Source organism: Edaphobacter sp., assembly GCF_028283685.1.
Lineage (GTDB): Bacteria > Acidobacteriota > Terriglobia > Terriglobales > Acidobacteriaceae > Edaphobacter.
The window spans coordinates 126,551-144,618 of the sequence record NZ_JAPWKF010000001.1; the positions used below are offsets into that span (position 1 = coordinate 126,551).

Annotated in this window: 17 protein-coding genes; 8 read left to right on the forward strand and 9 right to left on the reverse strand. The window is 59.8% G+C overall.

Going from position 1 to position 18,068, the window contains the following annotated elements; translation table 11 throughout:
* Positions 1-188 precede the first annotated feature (188 nt).
* The gene (locus tag PW789_RS00480) at positions 189-2,759 is read left to right on the forward strand and encodes a S53 family peptidase (RefSeq protein ID WP_299370139.1); all 2,571 of its coding nucleotides are present in this window, start codon (positions 189-191) and stop codon (positions 2,757-2,759) included.
* A 20-nt stretch (positions 2,760-2,779) separates the two neighbouring features.
* Here the strand turns inward: PW789_RS00480 and ppk1 are convergent, their stop codons facing one another.
* Positions 2,780-4,942 carry a polyphosphate kinase 1 gene (ppk1, locus tag PW789_RS00485; RefSeq protein ID WP_299370141.1) on the reverse strand — a complete coding sequence of 721 codons (2,163 nt, stop codon included), beginning with the start codon at positions 4,940-4,942 and terminating at the stop codon, positions 2,780-2,782.
* Positions 4,943-5,075: 133 nt separating this feature from the next.
* Between ppk1 and PW789_RS00490 the strand changes: the two genes are divergently transcribed.
* The 4 genes from PW789_RS00490 (at position 5,076) to PW789_RS00505 (ending at position 6,725) form a co-directional block, all read left to right on the forward strand.
* Positions 5,076-5,648 (forward strand): sigma-70 family RNA polymerase sigma factor, encoded by a 573-nt coding sequence (locus PW789_RS00490; RefSeq protein WP_299370143.1) that lies wholly within the window; start codon positions 5,076-5,078, stop codon positions 5,646-5,648.
* A 16-nt stretch (positions 5,649-5,664) separates the two neighbouring features.
* Entirely contained in the window at positions 5,665-5,928 is a 264-nt protein-coding gene (locus PW789_RS00495) for a hypothetical protein (protein ID WP_299370145.1), read from the forward strand.
* Between the two features lie 114 nt (positions 5,929-6,042).
* Positions 6,043-6,216 (forward strand): hypothetical protein, encoded by a 174-nt coding sequence (locus PW789_RS00500; protein ID WP_299370147.1) that lies wholly within the window; start codon positions 6,043-6,045, stop codon positions 6,214-6,216.
* A 125-nt stretch (positions 6,217-6,341) separates the two neighbouring features.
* The gene (locus tag PW789_RS00505) at positions 6,342-6,725 is read left to right on the forward strand and encodes a hypothetical protein (RefSeq protein ID WP_299370149.1); all 384 of its coding nucleotides are present in this window, start codon (positions 6,342-6,344) and stop codon (positions 6,723-6,725) included.
* Positions 6,726-6,784: 59 nt separating this feature from the next.
* Here the strand turns inward: PW789_RS00505 and PW789_RS00510 are convergent, their stop codons facing one another.
* The 5 genes from PW789_RS00510 to PW789_RS00530 all read right to left on the reverse strand — a co-directional run bounded on the left by PW789_RS00510 (position 6,785) and on the right by PW789_RS00530 (position 12,025).
* Entirely contained in the window at positions 6,785-7,738 is a 954-nt protein-coding gene (locus tag PW789_RS00510) for a COX15/CtaA family protein (RefSeq protein WP_299370151.1), read from the reverse strand.
* Between the two features lie 18 nt (positions 7,739-7,756).
* Entirely contained in the window at positions 7,757-8,611 is an 855-nt protein-coding gene (proC, locus tag PW789_RS00515) for a pyrroline-5-carboxylate reductase (protein ID WP_299370153.1), read from the reverse strand.
* Positions 8,612-8,638: 27 nt separating this feature from the next.
* Positions 8,639-10,444, reverse strand: coding sequence for a DUF885 family protein (locus PW789_RS00520; RefSeq protein WP_299370155.1), 1,806 nt, complete (start codon positions 10,442-10,444; stop codon positions 8,639-8,641).
* A 35-nt stretch (positions 10,445-10,479) separates the two neighbouring features.
* The gene (locus tag PW789_RS00525; protein WP_299370157.1) at positions 10,480-11,502 is read right to left on the reverse strand and encodes a sigma 54-interacting transcriptional regulator; all 1,023 of its coding nucleotides are present in this window, start codon (positions 11,500-11,502) and stop codon (positions 10,480-10,482) included.
* A gap of 97 nt (positions 11,503-11,599) precedes the next feature.
* Entirely contained in the window at positions 11,600-12,025 is a 426-nt protein-coding gene (locus tag PW789_RS00530; RefSeq protein ID WP_299370159.1) for a BrxA/BrxB family bacilliredoxin, read from the reverse strand.
* 177 nt (positions 12,026-12,202) lie between these two features.
* Between PW789_RS00530 and PW789_RS00535 the strand changes: the two genes are divergently transcribed.
* Complete coding sequence (locus PW789_RS00535) at positions 12,203-13,261, forward strand: UDP-N-acetylmuramate dehydrogenase (protein WP_299370161.1); 1,059 nt, start codon at positions 12,203-12,205, stop codon at positions 13,259-13,261.
* Here PW789_RS00535 and PW789_RS00540 read toward each other — a convergent pair.
* From PW789_RS00540 to modA, 3 genes are read right to left on the reverse strand one after another with little or no spacing between them, the layout of a single operon-like run.
* Positions 13,258-13,995 (reverse strand): ATP-binding cassette domain-containing protein, encoded by a 738-nt coding sequence (locus PW789_RS00540; protein ID WP_299370163.1) that lies wholly within the window; start codon positions 13,993-13,995, stop codon positions 13,258-13,260. The genes PW789_RS00535 and PW789_RS00540 overlap by 4 nt on opposite strands.
* On the reverse strand, positions 13,985-14,671 hold the full coding sequence (gene modB / locus PW789_RS00545; protein ID WP_299370165.1) for a molybdate ABC transporter permease subunit: 687 nt from the start codon (positions 14,669-14,671) through the stop codon (positions 13,985-13,987). Before modB ends, PW789_RS00540 begins: the two co-directional genes overlap by 11 nt.
* A gap of 33 nt (positions 14,672-14,704) precedes the next feature.
* Positions 14,705-15,541 (reverse strand): molybdate ABC transporter substrate-binding protein, encoded by an 837-nt coding sequence (gene modA, locus PW789_RS00550; protein ID WP_299370167.1) that lies wholly within the window; start codon positions 15,539-15,541, stop codon positions 14,705-14,707.
* Between modA and thrC the strand changes: the two genes are divergently transcribed.
* Together thrC and thrB are read left to right on the forward strand one after the other, a co-directional pair.
* Positions 15,526-16,920 (forward strand): threonine synthase, encoded by a 1,395-nt coding sequence (thrC, locus tag PW789_RS00555; RefSeq protein WP_299370169.1) that lies wholly within the window; start codon positions 15,526-15,528, stop codon positions 16,918-16,920. The two genes, modA and thrC, sit on opposite strands and share 16 nt — an antisense overlap.
* Positions 16,917-17,852, forward strand: a complete 936-nt coding sequence (thrB, locus tag PW789_RS00560; RefSeq protein ID WP_299370171.1) for a homoserine kinase — start codon at positions 16,917-16,919, stop codon at positions 17,850-17,852. The genes thrC and thrB overlap by 4 nt, the downstream gene beginning before the upstream one ends.
* The last annotated feature ends 216 nt before the right edge of the window (positions 17,853-18,068 follow it).

The window sequence follows — 18,068 nt, forward strand, 5'->3', positions numbered from 1 at the left end:
GCACACCAAAACTGCGTCTATACCCTCAAAACAGCGTTGAGAGTTGAGGTGTCGGCGCAGGGTATTTTACCGAAACCTTTTCCTTCATCTCTGGTCTAATCGAGTAATCCCCCGGTTGCAGCTCTCCGTCTTCAGACAGTCAGGCGCCGGGCAAAATCATCTCAGGCGATTTGCCAAGGACCCCTCGGGTGTTTGACTTAAAAAAGATGGCCATCTTCAATCGTTACGTCTGCCGCACCATGGTTCTGGTTCTGTTTGCCGGTACCGGTATCCCAGTTCTGCGCGCTGCTACGCCAAACCGCATCGCGGCACCCGTCGAGTCAGGCGGCACGCGTGTAGCCATCAACGATTCGGTTCCCGCTCGAGCCCGCACGGCAACCGATGCAGGAACGCTCGCAGGAACCGAGGCGCTCACCGGTGTCACCCTGCACTTCAACATGTCGGACGCCCAGCAGGCCGACCTGAAGCAGCTGCTGGCTAATCAGCAGAATCCGTCTTCAGCGCTGTATCACCAGTGGCTGACGCCCACCCAGTTTGGCGCTCGATTCGGGATGTCGAGCGGCGACCTGACCAAAGTTAAGGCGTGGCTTCAGTCCCAGGGGCTCACCGTCACGGCCGTCGCGCCCAGCAGCAACAATGTCAGCGTCAGCGGTACAGTTGCGCAGATCGATGCCGCCTTTGGTACCTCCATCCATGCGATGACGGGCGCGGATGGCGTCTCGCACATCAGCAATCTCACCGACCCCAGCCTTCCGGCTGCAATGGCAAGCGTCGTTACCGGCATCACCGGTCTCAACGACTTCAAGCCCATGTCGCGTGCGAAGGTCTCACATGTCCGAGACACCACGGTCAGCGCGAAGTACACCTCTTCCATTAGTGGCAGCCATTACATCGCTCCCGGCGACTTTTACACCATCTACGATGTCACTCCGTTGCTCCAGAACTCGATTACTGGAACGGGCATGAGCATCGCTATCGCTGGCCAAACCGATATCAGCACCACCGATGTTGCAGCCTTTCGGACCGCGTCCGGCCTCGCTGCAAATCTGCCCACGATCATTCAGGCTACGGGCTATACGGCCGGAACCACGAAGGCCGACATCGACGAGGCGCAGCTCGACGTGGAGTGGTCCGGCGCCGTCGCACCTGCTGCCACGATCAAGTACGTCACCGTCGGCGCCAGCAAGACAGCATCTGTTATGGATGCTGTCGTCTACGCCATCACCAATAACTCGGCACCGATCATCTCGACCAGCTACGGTGCCTGCGAGTCCAGCTGGGGGCAGTCCTCTCTCAATGCCTACGACGCTTACTTTCAGCAGGCCAATGCTCAGGGAATCACCATCGTCGGTCCGTCCGGCGACTCCGGCGCGACCGACTGCGACTACAATGTCACCACCGCAAAGCAAGGCCTGGCGGTCGACTACCCGGCCAGCTCGGCGTACGCGACCGGGGTAGGTGGAACGATGTTCAATGAGGGCTCCGGCAGCTACTGGGGCACCACCAACGGAAGTTACTCTGGTTCTGCGACCAGCTACATCCCCGAAACAGTCTGGAACGAGACCAGCGTCGCGGGTGAGCTGTCAGCAGGCGGCGGTGGCGCTAGCAAGTACTTCGCCAAGCCAACCTGGCAGATCGGTACCGGCGTTCCCAGTGACCAGGTTCGTGATGTTCCGGACATCTCTCTGAACGCAGCCGCCTCCCACGATGGTTACCTGTTCTGCTCGCAGGGATCGTGCACCAACGGATACCGCGACGCCAGCAACAACCTGAACGTCGTAGGCGGAACCTCCGTCTCGACTCCGTCCTTCGCTGGAATTCTAGCCCTGCTGGAACAAACTGTAGGGACTACCACAGGGACTGCCACTGGTGGTCTAGGCAACGTCAACCCGATGATCTACGGTCTGGCCAACAGTACCTACTACGGCACGGTCTTTCATGACATCACGTCTGGAAACAACGACAGCCCTTGCACCACCGGATCGACGAATTGCCCATCCGGTGGAAGCATCGGCTTCACCGCTGGCACCGGATATGATCAGGCGACCGGATGGGGCAGCATTGATGCCTACAACTTCGTGACCAAGTGGAGCCTCGTATCTCCTGTAGGAGTGAGTACAACTACACCTGCACCTACAGGCAGCTTTCAGCTGACTGCGGGATCCTCCACGGCAACGATGACAACCACTGGAAGCACAAGTGTCACACTCACCATCACTCCGAATGGATACACCGGCAAAGTAATCCTATCCGCACTGTCCAGTCAGACGCTCAGCTCAACATTATTGAGCTTCTCGCCGACCACTCCCATCACCATCACGTCAAATGACCCTGTTACCGTGAATTTGACCATTGCAGCCAGTCAGGCGAGCGCTCTCCTGTTGCACTCGCCGCACTCTCAAACCGTTGTTGCAAAGACCGAGCACACTCCTGATTCCCATAGGTGGTACGGCGCAGGTTCAGGCGTTGTTCTGGCATGCTCGCTGCTGTTTGTCTGCCCTCGTCGTAGGCGCTGGGGTGCACTGTTTGCGGTAGTCCTTTCGGTCGCAGCATTCACCACTTCAGGATGCGGTGGAAGCTCCGCATCGACAAGCACAACGTCAACGTCTACATCGACAACCACGACCTCAACATCAACTACAACTACAACGGCCGGACCAGCTGTCGGAACGTACAACATTACTGTAACGGCCACATCCACTGGAGTGGCCCCAGCTGTCACACAGTCAGTCCCCGTAACCCTGACCGTAACCAACTAGCCGATCCGCTGGATGCAGAGTTAATCGGCCGTAACGCCTTCGTGGCGCGCGGCCGATTTTTCCATCAGGTAATCCTGCGCGCTGAAGGCCGCCCCCGCCTTGGGTGCCCGAAGGTATTCGCCATCGGCCTGCAGCACACGCGCCTTGACGTTGTCCTTCAGATACGACTCCAGGATCTCCTCGCGAAGGCGCTTCTTCAGCTCCGGTGCCGTCACGGGAAAGACCACCTCACAGCGCTCGATCAGGTTCCGTGGCATCCAGTCCGGACTTCCGCAGTAGATCTCCTCTTCGCCAGCGTTGGCGAAGGCAAAGATTCTGCTGTGCTCCAGAAAGCGCCCCACGATGCTCCGTACGCGAATATTGTCGCTCATCCCCTTTACTCCTGGGCGCAGCGAACACATACCGCGCACGATCAGGTCAATCGAGACACCCGCCTGCGAAGCCTCATACAGAACCTCTACCGTCTGCCGGTCGATCAACCCGTTCATCTTGGCGATGATCCTCGCCGGTTTTCCTGCGCGGGCATGTTCGATCTCGCGATGAATCAGCGACTGGAGCCCGTCCACCAGGGTCAACGGCGCAACCAGCAGTGGGTCGTACTTCTCCGAATCAGTCTCTGCCGTCAAGTAGTTAAAGACCTTCTGCACCGCGGCCGTGATATCCGGGCGCGAGGTCAGCAGGCTGATATCGGTATAGAACCGCGCCGTCACCGGATTGTAGTTACCCGTGCCAAGGTGAGCGTACCGTCGCACCACGCCATCCGGATCGCGCCGCACCAGCAGCGCCAGCTTGCAATGTGTCTTCAGGCCGTAGATACCATGAAACACTCCCACGCCCGCGTCTTCCAGCTCCCGCGCCCAGCGGATATTCGAGTCTTCATCGAACCGTGCCATCAGCTCGACAACGACCGTCACATCCTTGCTCTGCGCCGCCTCAATCAGCGAGCGGAAGATCGGCGAATCCTTGCTGGTCCGGTAGAGCGTCTGCTTGATCGAGATCACCGTCGGATCTGCCGCCGCCGCCTCAATGAAGCCTTCCACCGCCTTGTAGGAGTCGAACGGGTGGTGCAGCATGATGTCCTGGCCGCGCAGCTCCTCGAAAATATCCGCCGACTTCTTGCTCAGACGCAGTTCCAGTCCGCTGAAGGCTTTGAACTTCAGCGCGGGATTCTTGACCTCGGCGTACAGGTTCATTAAGCGGGAGAGATTAACCGGTCCGTCTGTCTTGAAGACTTGCCAAGGATCGAGCTCGAAGTTGACTCGCAGCCGCTCCGTGATCTCCTCGGTCGCATTGCCCTCAATCTCAAGCCGTACGGCATCGCCCTTGCGGCGATTATGGAGCTCGGTCCGCACGCTTTCAAGCACCGACCGCGACTCCTCTTCCTGCATGTAAAGATTGCTGTTTCGTGTAACGCGAAACGCCGCGCGGGAAAGAATCTCGTAACCCCGGAACATCTTCTCAACCTGTGCCTCGATCAGCTCATGCAGCATGATGAAGTCGTTCCAGCCATCGTTTCCCGGCAGCGGAATCAGGCGGGGGAGCGATCGCGGAACCGTGACCACGCCCAAAGCCACCGGCACGGTCTTAAGTCCGGGCTGTCTGCCCTTGCGACGCAGCAGAAGCGCAAGGCAGAGCGCCTTATTGAGGACTCGGGGAAACGGGTGCGACGGATCGATCGTCACCGGGGTCAGCAAGGGATCGACCTCATCGGTGTAGAACTCCAGCGCATGCGCGCGCGCCTTTGCGCTCAGTTCGTCCCAGCGCAGGACGCGGATATTTTCCTTCAGCATCGCCGGAATCAGTCCCTGGTTCCAGCACTCATACTGAGCCTTCACAAAAGCCGCAAGCTGGATGCTGAGTCGGTCCAGCCTCTCCTGCGGCGTCATGCCGCCTTCGTCGACGGGCTGCGGCTGATTGTCTCCGTCCTCAATACGCTGCAGCGTTCCCGCGATCCGGATCTCGACAAACTCGTCCAGATTGCTCGCCGTGATAGCCAGGAATTTTACCCTCTCCATCAAAGGGTTCTGATCATCCTGGGCCTCTTCCAGCACCCGCCGGTTGAACCTCAGCCAGGATTCGTCGCGATTAAAAAAACGATTGGCTGTCGCAATCTCAGGAGAGGTAGCGGTCTTGTGCTTGCTGCTCTTTCCCGTCTTCGTCGCGTGTGTCGGTTTGGTATCCATGCAGGAATACGAGCTTATCCTATACAGGTGCTGCCAAGTGTTAATGGCAGCTAACAGAAATAGGGCGCCTGTCTGCAAAATTTTTCTTGGCGGCGGCACAATATCCGGCCATCTTCTCCGTCTTCATCTGTAAATGACTCCAGTCTCCATCGACGGGCTCACGGTTCCACAGCAGGACCAGATGCTGCATGACGCGTTGCAGCACAATGAGTCGCGGCTGCGAAGCTTCATCCGCCGCCAGGTCGGGGACACCGGACAAGTCGAGGACATTCTGCAGGATGTCTTCTACGAGCTCATCCAGGCCTATCGGTTGATGAAGCCGATCGAGCACGTCACCGGCTGGCTATTCCGGGTCGCCCGCAATCGTATCGTCGATCTCTTCCGGAGTCCTCAGGCCGACTCGCTCGACACTCCGGCCTTCGTCGAAGACGAATCGCTGAGCCTCGCCGATCTTCTGCCCTCAGCCGATGCAGGGCCCGAGGCCGCCTATGCGCGCACTATCCTGCTCAAAGCCCTCGAGGACGCCATCGGCGATCTGCCCGTCGAGCAGCGCGAGGTCTTCCTGGCCCATGAACTCGAGGGGATCAGCTTCAAAGAACTCTCTGCGATGACCGGGGTCGGCGTGAACACCCTGCTCTCGCGAAAACGCTACGCCGTGCTCTTTCTCCGTGCGCGCCTGCAGGACATCTGGGATCTGGACTTCTAAAAATATGAGGAACGCTATGAAACGATTTCGAGTGAAGAAAGTATTGAAGGTTGTTCTGTGTGTGGTCGTCGCTGCCACGGTTGCGGCCCTGGTCGTGCGTGGCCTGTGGAATGTCCTGATGCCGGAGATCTTCGGTCTGAGAACACTGACCTTCTGGCAATCGCTTGGCCTGCTGGTGTTGACGAAGCTGCTCTTCGGTGGCTTCCATCGCCATTCGAGCAACGGCTGCCGCGGTTGGAAGGGGTCGGATGAGAGAACGTTTGGAGGCCATGACGCCTGAAGAGCGCGAGAAGTTCTCCGAGGCCATGCGTCATGGCGGGCGGCCCTTCGGACGAACCGTCCAGTCGTAATCAATTGCCTCCACAACTCTATTGCAGGGCAAAGGATAGATTGCATGAAACCGGGAATACATCCGCACCGCGTCTACGACCTCGCTGGCGAAGCGCAGAAAAGCCGTCTGATGGACCTGGAGATCGAGAACGCGCGACTTCAGCGCCTGGTTGCCGAACTGCTGCTCAAGAACCAGGAGCTGCGTCGCGAACATAAACTCGATACTGCCGTGGTTTAGCGTGCAGTGACCGCTGCATTTCGGAATGCCTCTGAGGCCTCACTCTGGCCGCAAGGTCCTGCACACTGATATTCTTCATCTGAATCGGCTTATGTCGCATATGAGGATGCCGAACAAGGAGACGAATGATGATTACTGCAAAAATTGGAACCGCTGTTCTGTTCGCATCGCTGACCATGGGCGTCATGGCGCAGGACGTCAAGACGGATGCGGACAAGGTTGGCCATGATACCAAGACCGCGACCAAGGACACCGGTCGCGCCATCGCCCATGGCAGCGAGAAGGCCTACGACAAGACCGCCTCGGGGACCAAAAAGGTGTACCACAAGACTGCATCGGGAACCGAGAAGGCTGCCGACAAGACTGCGGACGGTACCAAGACGGCCTATCACAAGACCGCATCAGGCACGAAGAAGGCCGCAGATGCTACGGCTGACGGCACCAAGAAGGCCTATGACAAGACCGCGGACGGCACGAAGAAGGCAGTCGATAAGGTAGACGGAAAGTAAAACTCAGATAGCAAGTCGATTGCAGAAAGGCCCTCAGCGATGAGGGCCTTTTCGTCGGCTCAGGCGTTTTGCAGCGTAGTCTTTTCCGGCGGCCATACCAGCCTCGCCGCGAGCATCAGCAGGACGATCCAGTAGAGGTCGGCGCCCAGCAGGTGAAGAATCTGCATCCAGGTCGGCGCTAGCAGTGCAACATCCAGCAGCCCCAGGCCAAATTGAATCGCCAGCAGCGCGACGACCGCGTTAGCCAGCTTTCCTGCTCCGGCGTGCCGCGCCTGGGCCACCAGCCAGATTACAAATGCCGCTGCAATGATGGCGCTCACCGGATGCACGCCACGTAGCCGCAGCAATACCGGTGAAGACGAAGAGAGATCCTGTTCCAGCGAAGCACGCAGCGACGATGCAGGGAAGAGCGTATCGCCAAGCGCCGCCAGCGATCCGCTGACGCCGACAACTACCGTGGCGGCCAGCCCGACGATCGCCCAGACAGCCTTCGCTCCGCGCATCGAGATCTCATGTGTCTTCTGGCCGGTTCCAATCAGAACAGCAGTCAGGACCAGCGCACCCACCAGAAACAGCGTATTACTTAGATGAATCGAGAGCATGATGACGCGGCCCACCGACTGATTTCCCGTGACGTAGCCAAGCTTCACCAGCAGAGCACCCAGCAGAGCTTCATTCAGCAGCAGAATGCCAGAGATCACGGCTGCCGGGCGTGCAGCATATCCCTTTGCCATCGCGCGAAAGACCCAGATCAGCAGCGCCAGCACAATAAAACCCGCGCCGCCCGTCATCATGCGGTGCGTAAATTCGATGATCGTGTCGACACGTGGTGCTAAAGGAATGACCTGCCCATTGCAAAGCGGCCAGTGATTGCCGCAACCTGCGCCCGATCCCGTCGCGCGCACCAGCGCACCCCACAGCACTACCAGCGTGTTGTAGGCGACGACAATCCAGGCAAAGAGCTCTAATCCTTTCGTGGCTCGCCTTACCGGAGAGATCGTCGTCGTTGTCATGGCCTTATTCTACGATCCTCAGCCACTGGCGAGCTCTTTTGCCCGCAGTGTTGCGCGTTTAACGGCCTTAATCAGTGTCACGCGAAGGCCACCCTCTTCGAGCTCCAGGATGCCATCTACCGTGCAGCCCGCCGGAGTCGTCACCGCATCCTTCAGCAGTGCCGGGTGATAGCCGGTCTCCAGCACCATCCGTGCCGAGCCCAGCGTCGTCTGCGCCGCCAGTAGTGTCGCCACATCGCGCGGCAGACCGACGTTCACGCCAGCCTCCGCCAGAGCCTCGATGATGATGTAGATGAACGCAGGCCCAGAGCCCGAAAGTCCCGTTACCGCGTCCATGTGCTTCTCATCGACTACAACCGAGCGGCCCACCGTCTGGAAGATCTTTTGCGCGATGGCCATCTGCTCGCTCGAGACAAACCGTCCCGCGCACAGAGCCGTCATGCCCGCCGCCAGCGTCGCAGGCGTATTGGGCATCGCGCGAATCACCGCAAGATCATGCCCTGCCGCATCTTCGATGCTGCGCGTCTTCACCGAAGCCGCAATCGAGATCACCAACGTCGACGGCGACAGCGCCGGCTTGATTTCCTCCATCAAAGCAGGCACCTGCACGGGTTTCACGCCCAGCACAACCACATCGGCCTGCTGCGCTGCCGTCAGGTTGTTCGTCGTCACCTCGATGCCGAACTGCGCAGACAGCGCCTGCGCGCGCTCAGGGTGGTGCACCGTCGCAAACAGCTGGTCCGCACCCAGCAGGTTGTTCTTCAGGAAAGCCTGCAGCAGAATGCCGCCCATCTTGCCCGTGCCGAGAATCGCCACGCGCACCTGGGGCAGCGACGGCGCCGGGACAACGATATCGAATGTCTCCTCGTTCATCTCAAAAGGCTACCAGACTGCACCGTACTATTTCTTCTGCGCGGCAATCCACGCATCCACCTGTTGCTCCAGTACATCCATCGGCAGCGCGCCCGAGTCCAGCACCGTGTCATGGAAGCCCTTCAGATCGAACTTCGGCCCCAACTCTGTCTCTGCCTTCTTGCGCAGCTCCAAAATCTTCAGTTGCCCCATCTTGTAGCCCAGCGCCTGCCCCGGCCACGCGATATAACGATCGACCTCCGACTGAATATTCGTCTCGTCGATCGCCGAATGTTCATGGAAGTAGTCCACCATCTGCTGGCGGGTCCAGTGCTTGGAGTGTACGCCCGTATCCACGACCAGTCGGATCGCACGCCAGATATCGGCCTCAAGCCTGCCGTAGTCGCTATAAGGATCCTGGTAGAAGCCGATCTCCTTGCCCAACCGCTCGCTGTACAGGCCCCAGCCCTCGGTATACGCCGTGTAGTACGAATTCTTGCGGAACTCCGGCAGCCCGGTCAGCTCCTGAGAAATAGCAATCTGCAGATGATGCCCCGGAATTCCCTCGTGATACGAGACCGCTTCGACCGGAGCCAGCGACCGCTCTGTCACGTTGTATGTGTTGACATACACACGCCCGGGACGCTTTCCGTCGAGACTTCCGGGGTTGTAGTAAGCCGCTGCCTGGTCCTTTGCTATATAGTCCGGCACCGGCACGACCTCAAGCTTCGCCTTCGGCAGCGTGCCGAACAGGCTCGGCAGCTTGGGCTGCATCGCCGCGATATAGCCCTTGTAGGCGCTTAGTAAGGCCTCAGCGGAGGCTGGGTGCTCCTTCGGATTGGCCTTCAGCGCCGCACTGAAGCTCTTGATATCGGAGAAGCCAAGCTTCTTCACAATCTCCAGCATCTCGGTCTCATCGCGCTTCACCTCGTCGAGACCGATCTGGTGAATCTCCTCCGGTGTCTTGTTCATCGTGGTGCTTTGACGAACCCGGAAAGCGTAGTATTCATCACCGTCCGGCAGCGCCCACACGCCGGGCTCTTTGCGTCCCGCTGGAACATACTGCGCCTTCAAAAAACGTCCGAAACGCTGGTAGTAAGGCAGCACATTCGTCTGGATCGCCTCCAGCATGTCGCTCGTGATGCGCTTCTGGTCCGCCGCGCTGATCGATGCCGGAAACTTCTTCAGCGGACGCGCGAAGGGGGTGTCCGCTGGCTTCTGCGACGCAATTGCCTCCGTCTGCGCAACCACCTTCTCCAGCAGGTAGGCAGGCGGCACACGATGCTCGTCCATGCCAAGCTGCATATTCGTCATGTTCTGCGAGAACACAGTGGGAACCTTCTGAAGGCGTGCGATCCAGTCGTCATAGTCTTTCACCGTTTCGAACGAAAGGTCGTCGACCAGTTGTGGCAGCCCCGTGTGAAATCCGCCGAACTGGTTCACCGGCATCTCCCATTCCTTGAAGCGGGCCGCCTCCTGGTCGTCAGAGAGATTCCTCACCATCAGGTCGCGCGACAGCACCTCCTGCTTCGTCAAACCTGTCGTGTCGATCTGCGCCAGCTTCTCCAGGAAGACCCGTCCCCTCGCCAGCGAGGCATTGACCGCCTCCACCGAGTAGTCCGAGAGCTGATCGTTATAGCGCTTGTCTCCGAGCGACGAAGCATACTCCGGCTGGTGCTTCAGCTGGTCTTGCCAGATCTCGTTCAGCAGCGATGAAAGCTGCTTGCTGCGCTCCGCCACCGAGGGGGTCGCGGCCACAGTCTGCTGCTGTGCAAACAGCGGGCTGGCGAGTGGGCTGGCTGCGCTGAGGCACCCGGTGAGAACAAGCGAGACGACCGACAGATTCTTCTTCACAAACACCTCGAAACTACATCTGTCAGTTTACCGTCTCAGGCCTGAACGACCCTCCCATCCGTCACTTCCGTGCCATCCAGCATGCGATACAGCGTCGAGCGGCTGATGCCCAGCGACTCTGCCGCACGCACCTTGTTCCCTCCGCACAGGTGAAGCACGCGCAGCACATGCCGGGTGACCACGCTCTCAAGGCTTCCCATCACCTCATGCGGAACAGGCTCCCCACTCGGGATGGCATCCGCTGCCGCGGCATGGCCCAGTGTCCGAAGCAGATCAAAATCCTGAGGTTCGAGGGCGTGGCCATCGCAGGTGAGCACCGCGTTGCGCATCACGTTCTCCAACTCGCGGACATTGCCCGGCCAGTCATACTCCTCGATTCGCCGCATCGCCTCGTGGCTGATTGATGTCACACCTCTGGCATAGAGGGAAGCGAACTCCTCCAGGAACCGCGTCGCCAGCCAAGGAATGTCTTCCCGCCGTCGCCGCAAGGGTTCGATGACGAGTTCAATCGCCGCAAGCCGATGGTAGAGATCGGGGCGAAAGCGTCCCCCGCCCAGCATGCGGCGCAGGTCTTGCCTCGATGCCGCAACCAGCCTTGGCTGCGTTCGTCGCCGTGTCCATCCACTGACGGCATCCAGCAGGTGAGCCTGCGCCCGCAACGTCATATCGTCCACGCCGTCGAGGAAGATCGTCCCCTGCGTTCCTTGAAGAACGGGCTCCCAACACGATCCCGCCGACCCGGGAATTCGGCTCGACTCAATCTCCTCAGCCAGTGCGGCACCGTGGCAGGTTGAAAATGTGCTTCCGCCATCTCGTGTCTGCGCGTGGAGCGCGCGCGCCACCATCTCCTTGCCGGTGCCCATCTCGCCCTGCAGCAGCAGAGTGCGGAAGTGAGGGCCGATCCGTTCGATCTGTACGCGGAGCCGCCGGGTCGAGGGGCTCTCCCCGACGAGTTCCAGGAAGGGAGTTATTCCAGAGAAAGTGCTGCTCGCTTCGTTGCCTGGTAACGGGACGCAGGAAGGAGAGACCCTGTCGAATGAGGAAACGGGAGTCGCCATGGTTAAAACCTGTATCGGCAGGAGGGCCCATGGCCTTAAATGGAAAAGCCGGGAGTGGCCTTAAGGGCACCGCTCCCGGCTCAGATCTATCGAACGATTAAGCAGTTGTGGGTGCGCAGTATGTATCGAACGCGCGTGCCAGTTCCTGCGCAATCGCGGGGGCCGTCGAGGTCTCGATCGCCGAACGCTGCATCAGGTATACCAGCTGTCCGTCACGAAGGATTGCAATCGCAGGCGAGGTCGGAGGATGGCCGCCGAAGTAGCTGCGTGCACGATCCGTCGCGTCTCGGTCCTGACCGGCGAAGACCGTTACAGAGTGGTCGGGCTTGGTCGTGTGCTGCATCGCCATCCGGACGCCAGGACGCATCTTGCCTGCCGCGCAACCGCAGATCGAGTTGACCACAACCATCGTCGTACCCGATTGTGCCAGGGCCGCATCCACATCGGCCGCACTGCGGGCCTCGCCTACACCGGCGCGGGTCAGCTCTTCGCGCATCGGAATTACCATAATCTCTGGATACATACCCTCTCCCCCTTCAGAAACACTCCAGAGATAGTTTCATCGATATCTAACTCTGGCCTGTTTCGATTGTACCGAGGGTAGTCCCGGAACGCTACCCGGCTCCCTCCCGGTGCAGCGGCAGGTTCCTGTTGTATCGGGGGCCGCGAGGGTCGCGCAGACTGATTTACCCTCTACTTCGTGGCACCTACAGCCCTCGATATTCAGCAGAACGTCCCGCTTGCCCCTTTCACCACCCTGCGAATTGGTGGCCCGGCGCGTTTCTTCGCCCGCGTCACGACGGAGAGTGAACTGGTCGAGGCCATAGCCTTCGCCCGTGAGCGCAAATTGCCGCTCTTCGTCCTCGGGGGGGGCAGCAATCTCCTGGTCTCAGACGCTGGATTCGACGGTCTCGTCATCCACATCGCGATTGACGGCCCCATCGACATCACGGTCGAGCAGGACAGCATCCTCTACACCGTTCCTGCAGGAGTGGAGTGGAACGCCGTCGTCCTCTCGTCAGCAAAGCAGGAGCTGAGCGGCATCGAGTGCCTCGCCGGCATCCCCGGCTCCGTCGGGGGAACCCCGGTACAGAACGTCGGAGCCTACGGGCAGGAGGTCGCGGACACCATCGAAGAGGTTCGGGCCTTCGACCTCCACTCCGGCCACTTTGTGGACATCCCTCGTGCAGATTGCGGCTTTGGTTATCGCAGGAGCATCTTCAATACGACGTCTCGCGGGCGGTATATTGTTACGGCGGTTTGCTTTAGGTTCAATTTCCTAAAGAAAGTGCAACTTACATATGCAGATCTAAAGCATTACTTTGAAAAAAAGCAGCCTGCTCCTATTGAGGTCTACCGCGCCGTTCGTGAGATTCGCCGCAGCAAAGGCATGCTGATCGACGGGGACGATCCCGACTCCCGCAGCGCGGGCTCCTTTTTTAAGAATCCGACTGTTCCACGTGGAACGCTGGATCGGATCGCCTCGGAGCTGAACATCGAGCCAGAGTCCATTCCGCGATACCCGGCAGGAGAGGACATGGTTAAGCTTCCGGCGGCCTGGCTGCTGGAGCGTGCGGGCTTCGTCAAAGGATATGTTCTGGGCAACGTAGGAATCTCCTCTCGCCACACCCTTGCGCTAATCAATCGCGGAGAGGCCTCTGCCGCCGACGTCTTTGCTTTGCGCGATACGATCCGCGCCAAGGTGAAGTCAATCTTCGGTATCGAGCTGGAGCAGGAGCCGGTGCAGCTGGGCGGCTAGCGCGCTCCAAGCTGCCGCATCAGGTGCTGCCGCTCTTCTTCGAGCACGGTGACAGCAGGGCCCTGCTGCACGATCCTGCCATCGGCGAGACGCAAAATCTCAGCCTCCAGCTGAAACGCTTCTCCCAGGGAATGGGTGACCGAGAGTACCGGAATCGCGCATTTGGAGGTCCATTTGCGCAACGCCGTAAGAGTCAGATCCCGCACCTTCAGGTCGAGGCCGGAGAGCGGCTCGTCGAGCAGAAGCAGCGGCCGATGCTCGCCCTGCAGGCTGATGGCGGCAACCAGAGCGCGAGCGACGGCGGTCCTCTGGCGCTCTCCTCCGCTCAACTCCTGTGGCCGCCGTTTTTCCAGATGGTCGATGAGAAACGATGCCATCACCTCGCGGGCAATACTTTCCGCCTTGTTGTGCGGCGCGTCGCCGCTGCCGTAGAGGATGTTCTGCATCACGGTCATGTTTGGAAAGAGCCGCTCCATCTGCCCGGAGCTGCGAACCCGCCGGCGGAAGGGTGGAACGAAGATCTTCTCCGCGGTGTCGAGGAACACGTCGTCGCCCGACGCGATGCGTCCGTTATCTGGTCGAAGAAAGCCACCGATGGAGCGAAGAACTGTCGTTTTACCGCTGCCCGAAGGGCCAAAGAGAACGGTCCAGGGCTGCGTGAGACGAAAGCTGATGTCGAGTGCAACGGTCCCCACCGCGTGACGAATGCTGACGGTCAGCAGGCTATCGGACAACGTCGGCCTGCCTTTCGTTGCGCTGGTTCCATGCGGGCGTGAGATAGACCGCGAGCAGAGTAGCCAATGAGAAGGAGAGCAGCACAAGCGCCGTGCGGTTGGCCGAGGCGTAATCGAAGTCCTGTACCTGGTCGAAGAGAGAGATCGACAGCGTTCGTGTCGTTCCCGGGATGTTGCCTCCGAGCATCAGTACGACGCCGAATTCGCCGACGGTGTGCGTGAAGGCCAGCACTGCGCCTGTCAGCAGGGAGTTGCGTGCGAGAGGCAGTATGACGGTATGCAGGATGCGGAAGGGCGAAGCTCCCAGTCCGGCGGCTGCCTCAAGATATCCCTGGTCGACCGACTTGAAGCCTGCGACGATGGGCTGCACCGCAAATGGAAGGCTGTAAAGCACCGAGCCGATGAGCAATCCTGTGAAGCTGAAGGCGAGCGGATGGCCGAAGACCCTGGTGAGAAATCTTCCGGGTGCAGTAAGAGGCCCCAGCGCAATCAGCAGATAGTAGCCCAGCACGGTCGGCGGGAGCACAAGAGGAAGCGCCACGATGGCCTGCGCGGCGGCGCGTCCGATACCGCTGCCGCTCGCGATCCACCACGCCAGCGGCAGCGCGACGGCGAGCAGGATTGCCGTCGTACTGATTGCAAGCTTCAGGGTGAGCCACAGCGCCTGATGGTCCATACAAGCGCCAGTCTACACATCAAAGGTCCGGGATCACCGGACCGGGCCGAGTCCCATCTGCGGCAGGCGCGCCTGGACGGCGGGTGACAGTATCCAGTCGAGAAACGCATGGGCCGCGGCCTTCTGCTCGGATTTCGCCATGACCACGGCGCACTGCAGGATCGGGGCGTAGGTCTGTTTGGGGACGAGGACGTAGGTGCCGGAGTCTTTGAACTGTGGGGTGCTGGCCGCAGTTAGCGAGATGAATCCGAGCTGCGCATTGCCCGATTGAACGAACTGGGCCGCCTGGGAGATGTTTTCGCCGATGACGAGGTGCGGTTTCACCGTGTCGTACATCTTCATGCGCTGGAGGGCCATGACGGCGGCGCGTCCGTAGGGCGCTCGCTGGTCGTTGGCGATGGCGACGGAGGTGACACGCTTATCGACGAGGGTGTCTAGCGTAATTGGCTGGAGAGGAGAGTCCTTGCGTGCCCACAGGACGAGCGTGCCCTTGGCATACTGCGTCGGTGCGCTGGAGTCGGCGAGTCCCGCCGCTACGATCTTCTCCGGGAAGACGAAGTCAGCTCCGAGGAACAGGTCGATGGGGGCGCCGTTGATGATCTGCGTGGCGAGGGTGCCGGAAGAGCCGAAGCTGATGGCAATCTTTACGCCGGTGGCTTTTTCATAGTCGGCTGCCAGCACCGGAAGCACGGGCTGCAGGTCCGCTGCGGCGGCGACCCGAATCTCCCTGATTTGCTGCGCCTGTGATGGCGCCGAAGCGGCCAAGAAAAGCAGGAAAAATGCCGTCAGAATCAACATGTGCAGCCGCTTCGCCTTGGGGCGAGTGCCGGCTTTGCGATAACCTAGAAGAACCCATGAAAGTTGCGACACACGAACTCCGATGCACTGAGTGCGGCGCCAGAATTGCCGGCAACGCTGTCAATAGCATATTCCGCTGCCCGAATTGCAATGGCCTGTATGACGTCATCTATCCCTGGTCGTCCATTCCCGGCGAAGCCGCGACGCCTGTCGCCAGCAATCCGCCGAACGAGAGCGCGTTGCGCTGGCTCTGGAAGGAGCGCCGCACCTCGACGCTGTCGATCGACCAGTCGGGTGTCTGGCGCTTCCGCGACTTGTTTCCGATTGTGGATGACGCCAATGTTGTCACGTTGCGCGAGGGCAATACGCCGCTCTATGAGCTGCCGCGTATCTCGAAGGCGGTTGGCCTGGACTGGGTGTTCGCGAAGCATCAGGGCATGAATCCTACCGGCTCGTTCAAAGACACAGGCATGACGGCGGCGCTTTCGGTCGCCAAAGAGCGTGGTTTCGAGTGGGTCGCCTGCGCTTCGACGGGTAACACCTCAGCAGCGATGGCTGCCTATGCGGCGCGGGCTGGAATGCGCTCGATCGTGTTTATCCCTGAGGGTAAGATTGCCTGGGGCAAGCTGTCGCAGTCGATGGACTACGGCGCACTCACCATCCAGCTGAAGACGGACTTCGATGGCTGCGTGAACGTACTGACCGATCTGGTGAACCGTTTCCCGATCATGCTGCTGAACTCAGTGAACCCCTATCGTCTGGAGGGCCAGAAGACACCCGCCTTCGAGATTGTGGAGCAGATGGAGTGGCAGGTTCCGGAGCATGTGATCGTGCCCGGAGGGAATCTCGCCAACGGTTCAGCGCTGGCCAAGGGCTTCAGCGAGATGCATCGCCTCGGTCTGATCTCGCGGATTCCGAAGATCAGCATCATCCAGGCGGAGGGCGCCAATCCGCTGTATCGTTCGCTGCAGGAGAACGGTGGCGAGGAGTTGATCCCGGTAAAGGCCAATACTCGCGCAACCGCGATCCGCATCGGCAACCCGGCTTCGTGGCGCAAGGCGCTGCGCGCGCTGCGTACGACCGGCGGCTGGTGCGAGCAGGTGACTGAGCAGGAGATCGCACTGGCCAAGGCGCAGATCGGCGCGGAAGGCATCGGCTGCGAGCCCGCTTCGGCCGTGACGCTGGCTGGACTGAAGAAGCTGGTTGCACAAGGCAGGATTACGAGGGAAGAGCGTGTTGTTCTGGTCCTGACGGGCCATACGCTTAAGGACTCGAACTACACGATCGACTATCATCGTGGCGAGTTGCTGACAGCAGAGGAGAACGCAGAGATCTCCTCCGCGGATCAGGCGCTGCACGAGGCATTGCGCAAGCCGCCAATCGTACTTGACCCCGATACAGACACGGTGTTTCGCGCGCTTGAGACACAGATGAAGCTGGTCCACGCATGAGTACGGCCGTCTCTTCGCCAGGACCGGTGAGGTTGCGCCTCCCGGCCACCTCGGCCAATCTGGGGCCAGGTTTTGATTCACTCGGGCTGGCGATGTCGCTCTACCTGACCATCGAGGCGAGGGTTTCTGAGACGGGAGCCTTCAGCATCGATGCGACAGGCCGCAATGCGGAGATGTGTTCACAGGTTGAGAACAACCTCATCCTGACGACATACATGGACGTACTCGCGAATGCGGGGAAGATTGCGCCGCGACTATCCCTGCAGCTGGATAACGAGATTCCGCTTGGCATGGGATGTGGCTCGAGCGCAGCCGCGCTGGTCGCGGGTGTCATGTTGGCGAATCACTTCGGCGAGATGGGGTGGACGCCGGAGCAGGTTCTAGCTGAGGCGTGCCGCCGGGAGGGGCATCCGGATAACGTGGCTGCGTGCCTTCTTGGGGGGATGACGGTGTCCGGCATGCACCAAGGTCGTGTTATTACTGCAACTTATATCGATAATATCGACTGGAAGTTGATGGTTGCCATGCCGTCGTCCAGCCTGTCGACGAGCAAAGCCAGGGCGCTGCTACCGGAGAATTATTCGAAGGCGGATGCCGTGGCGAACGTTCAGGCGACAGCGTTGCTGGTGTCGGCCTTTGCGCTGAAGCGCGGCGATCTGTTGAGTGCGGCGATGCAAGACCGCATCCATCAGCCCTACCGTATGCAGGCTTGCCCTCTGTTGCCGATGCTGTTGCCCCTGGCAGGATCGTGGGGAGTGCTTGGCGTTGCTCTAAGTGGTGCAGGGCCATCGGTGCTGGTGATTGCTGAAGCGAACGAGGATTCTTCGGCTCTGCGAGCCCGGATTCGTTCAGCGGCTAGCGCCCCTGAGCTGGAAGTTGTTGAAACAAAAGTATCTTCCGGCGCAGATTCAATCTCCATCGTTATTACATAAAAGTAATCTTTCTTTGAGTTACCTAAGATTCCTTTATTTTTGAGGCAAAACTTCGTACTGTTTGGCTGTGGGCAGTTCTGGGGAGGGCTGCTACGCCGCCCGTTGACCTCTCTTACGAGAGGTCCGGGCGTTTCCTCTTTAAGCCGGGTTCGGCTCAACGTGCAGATTTGAATATTCTTCCGGGATGCGAATCTCAAGCCATTCCTAGATTTGAAA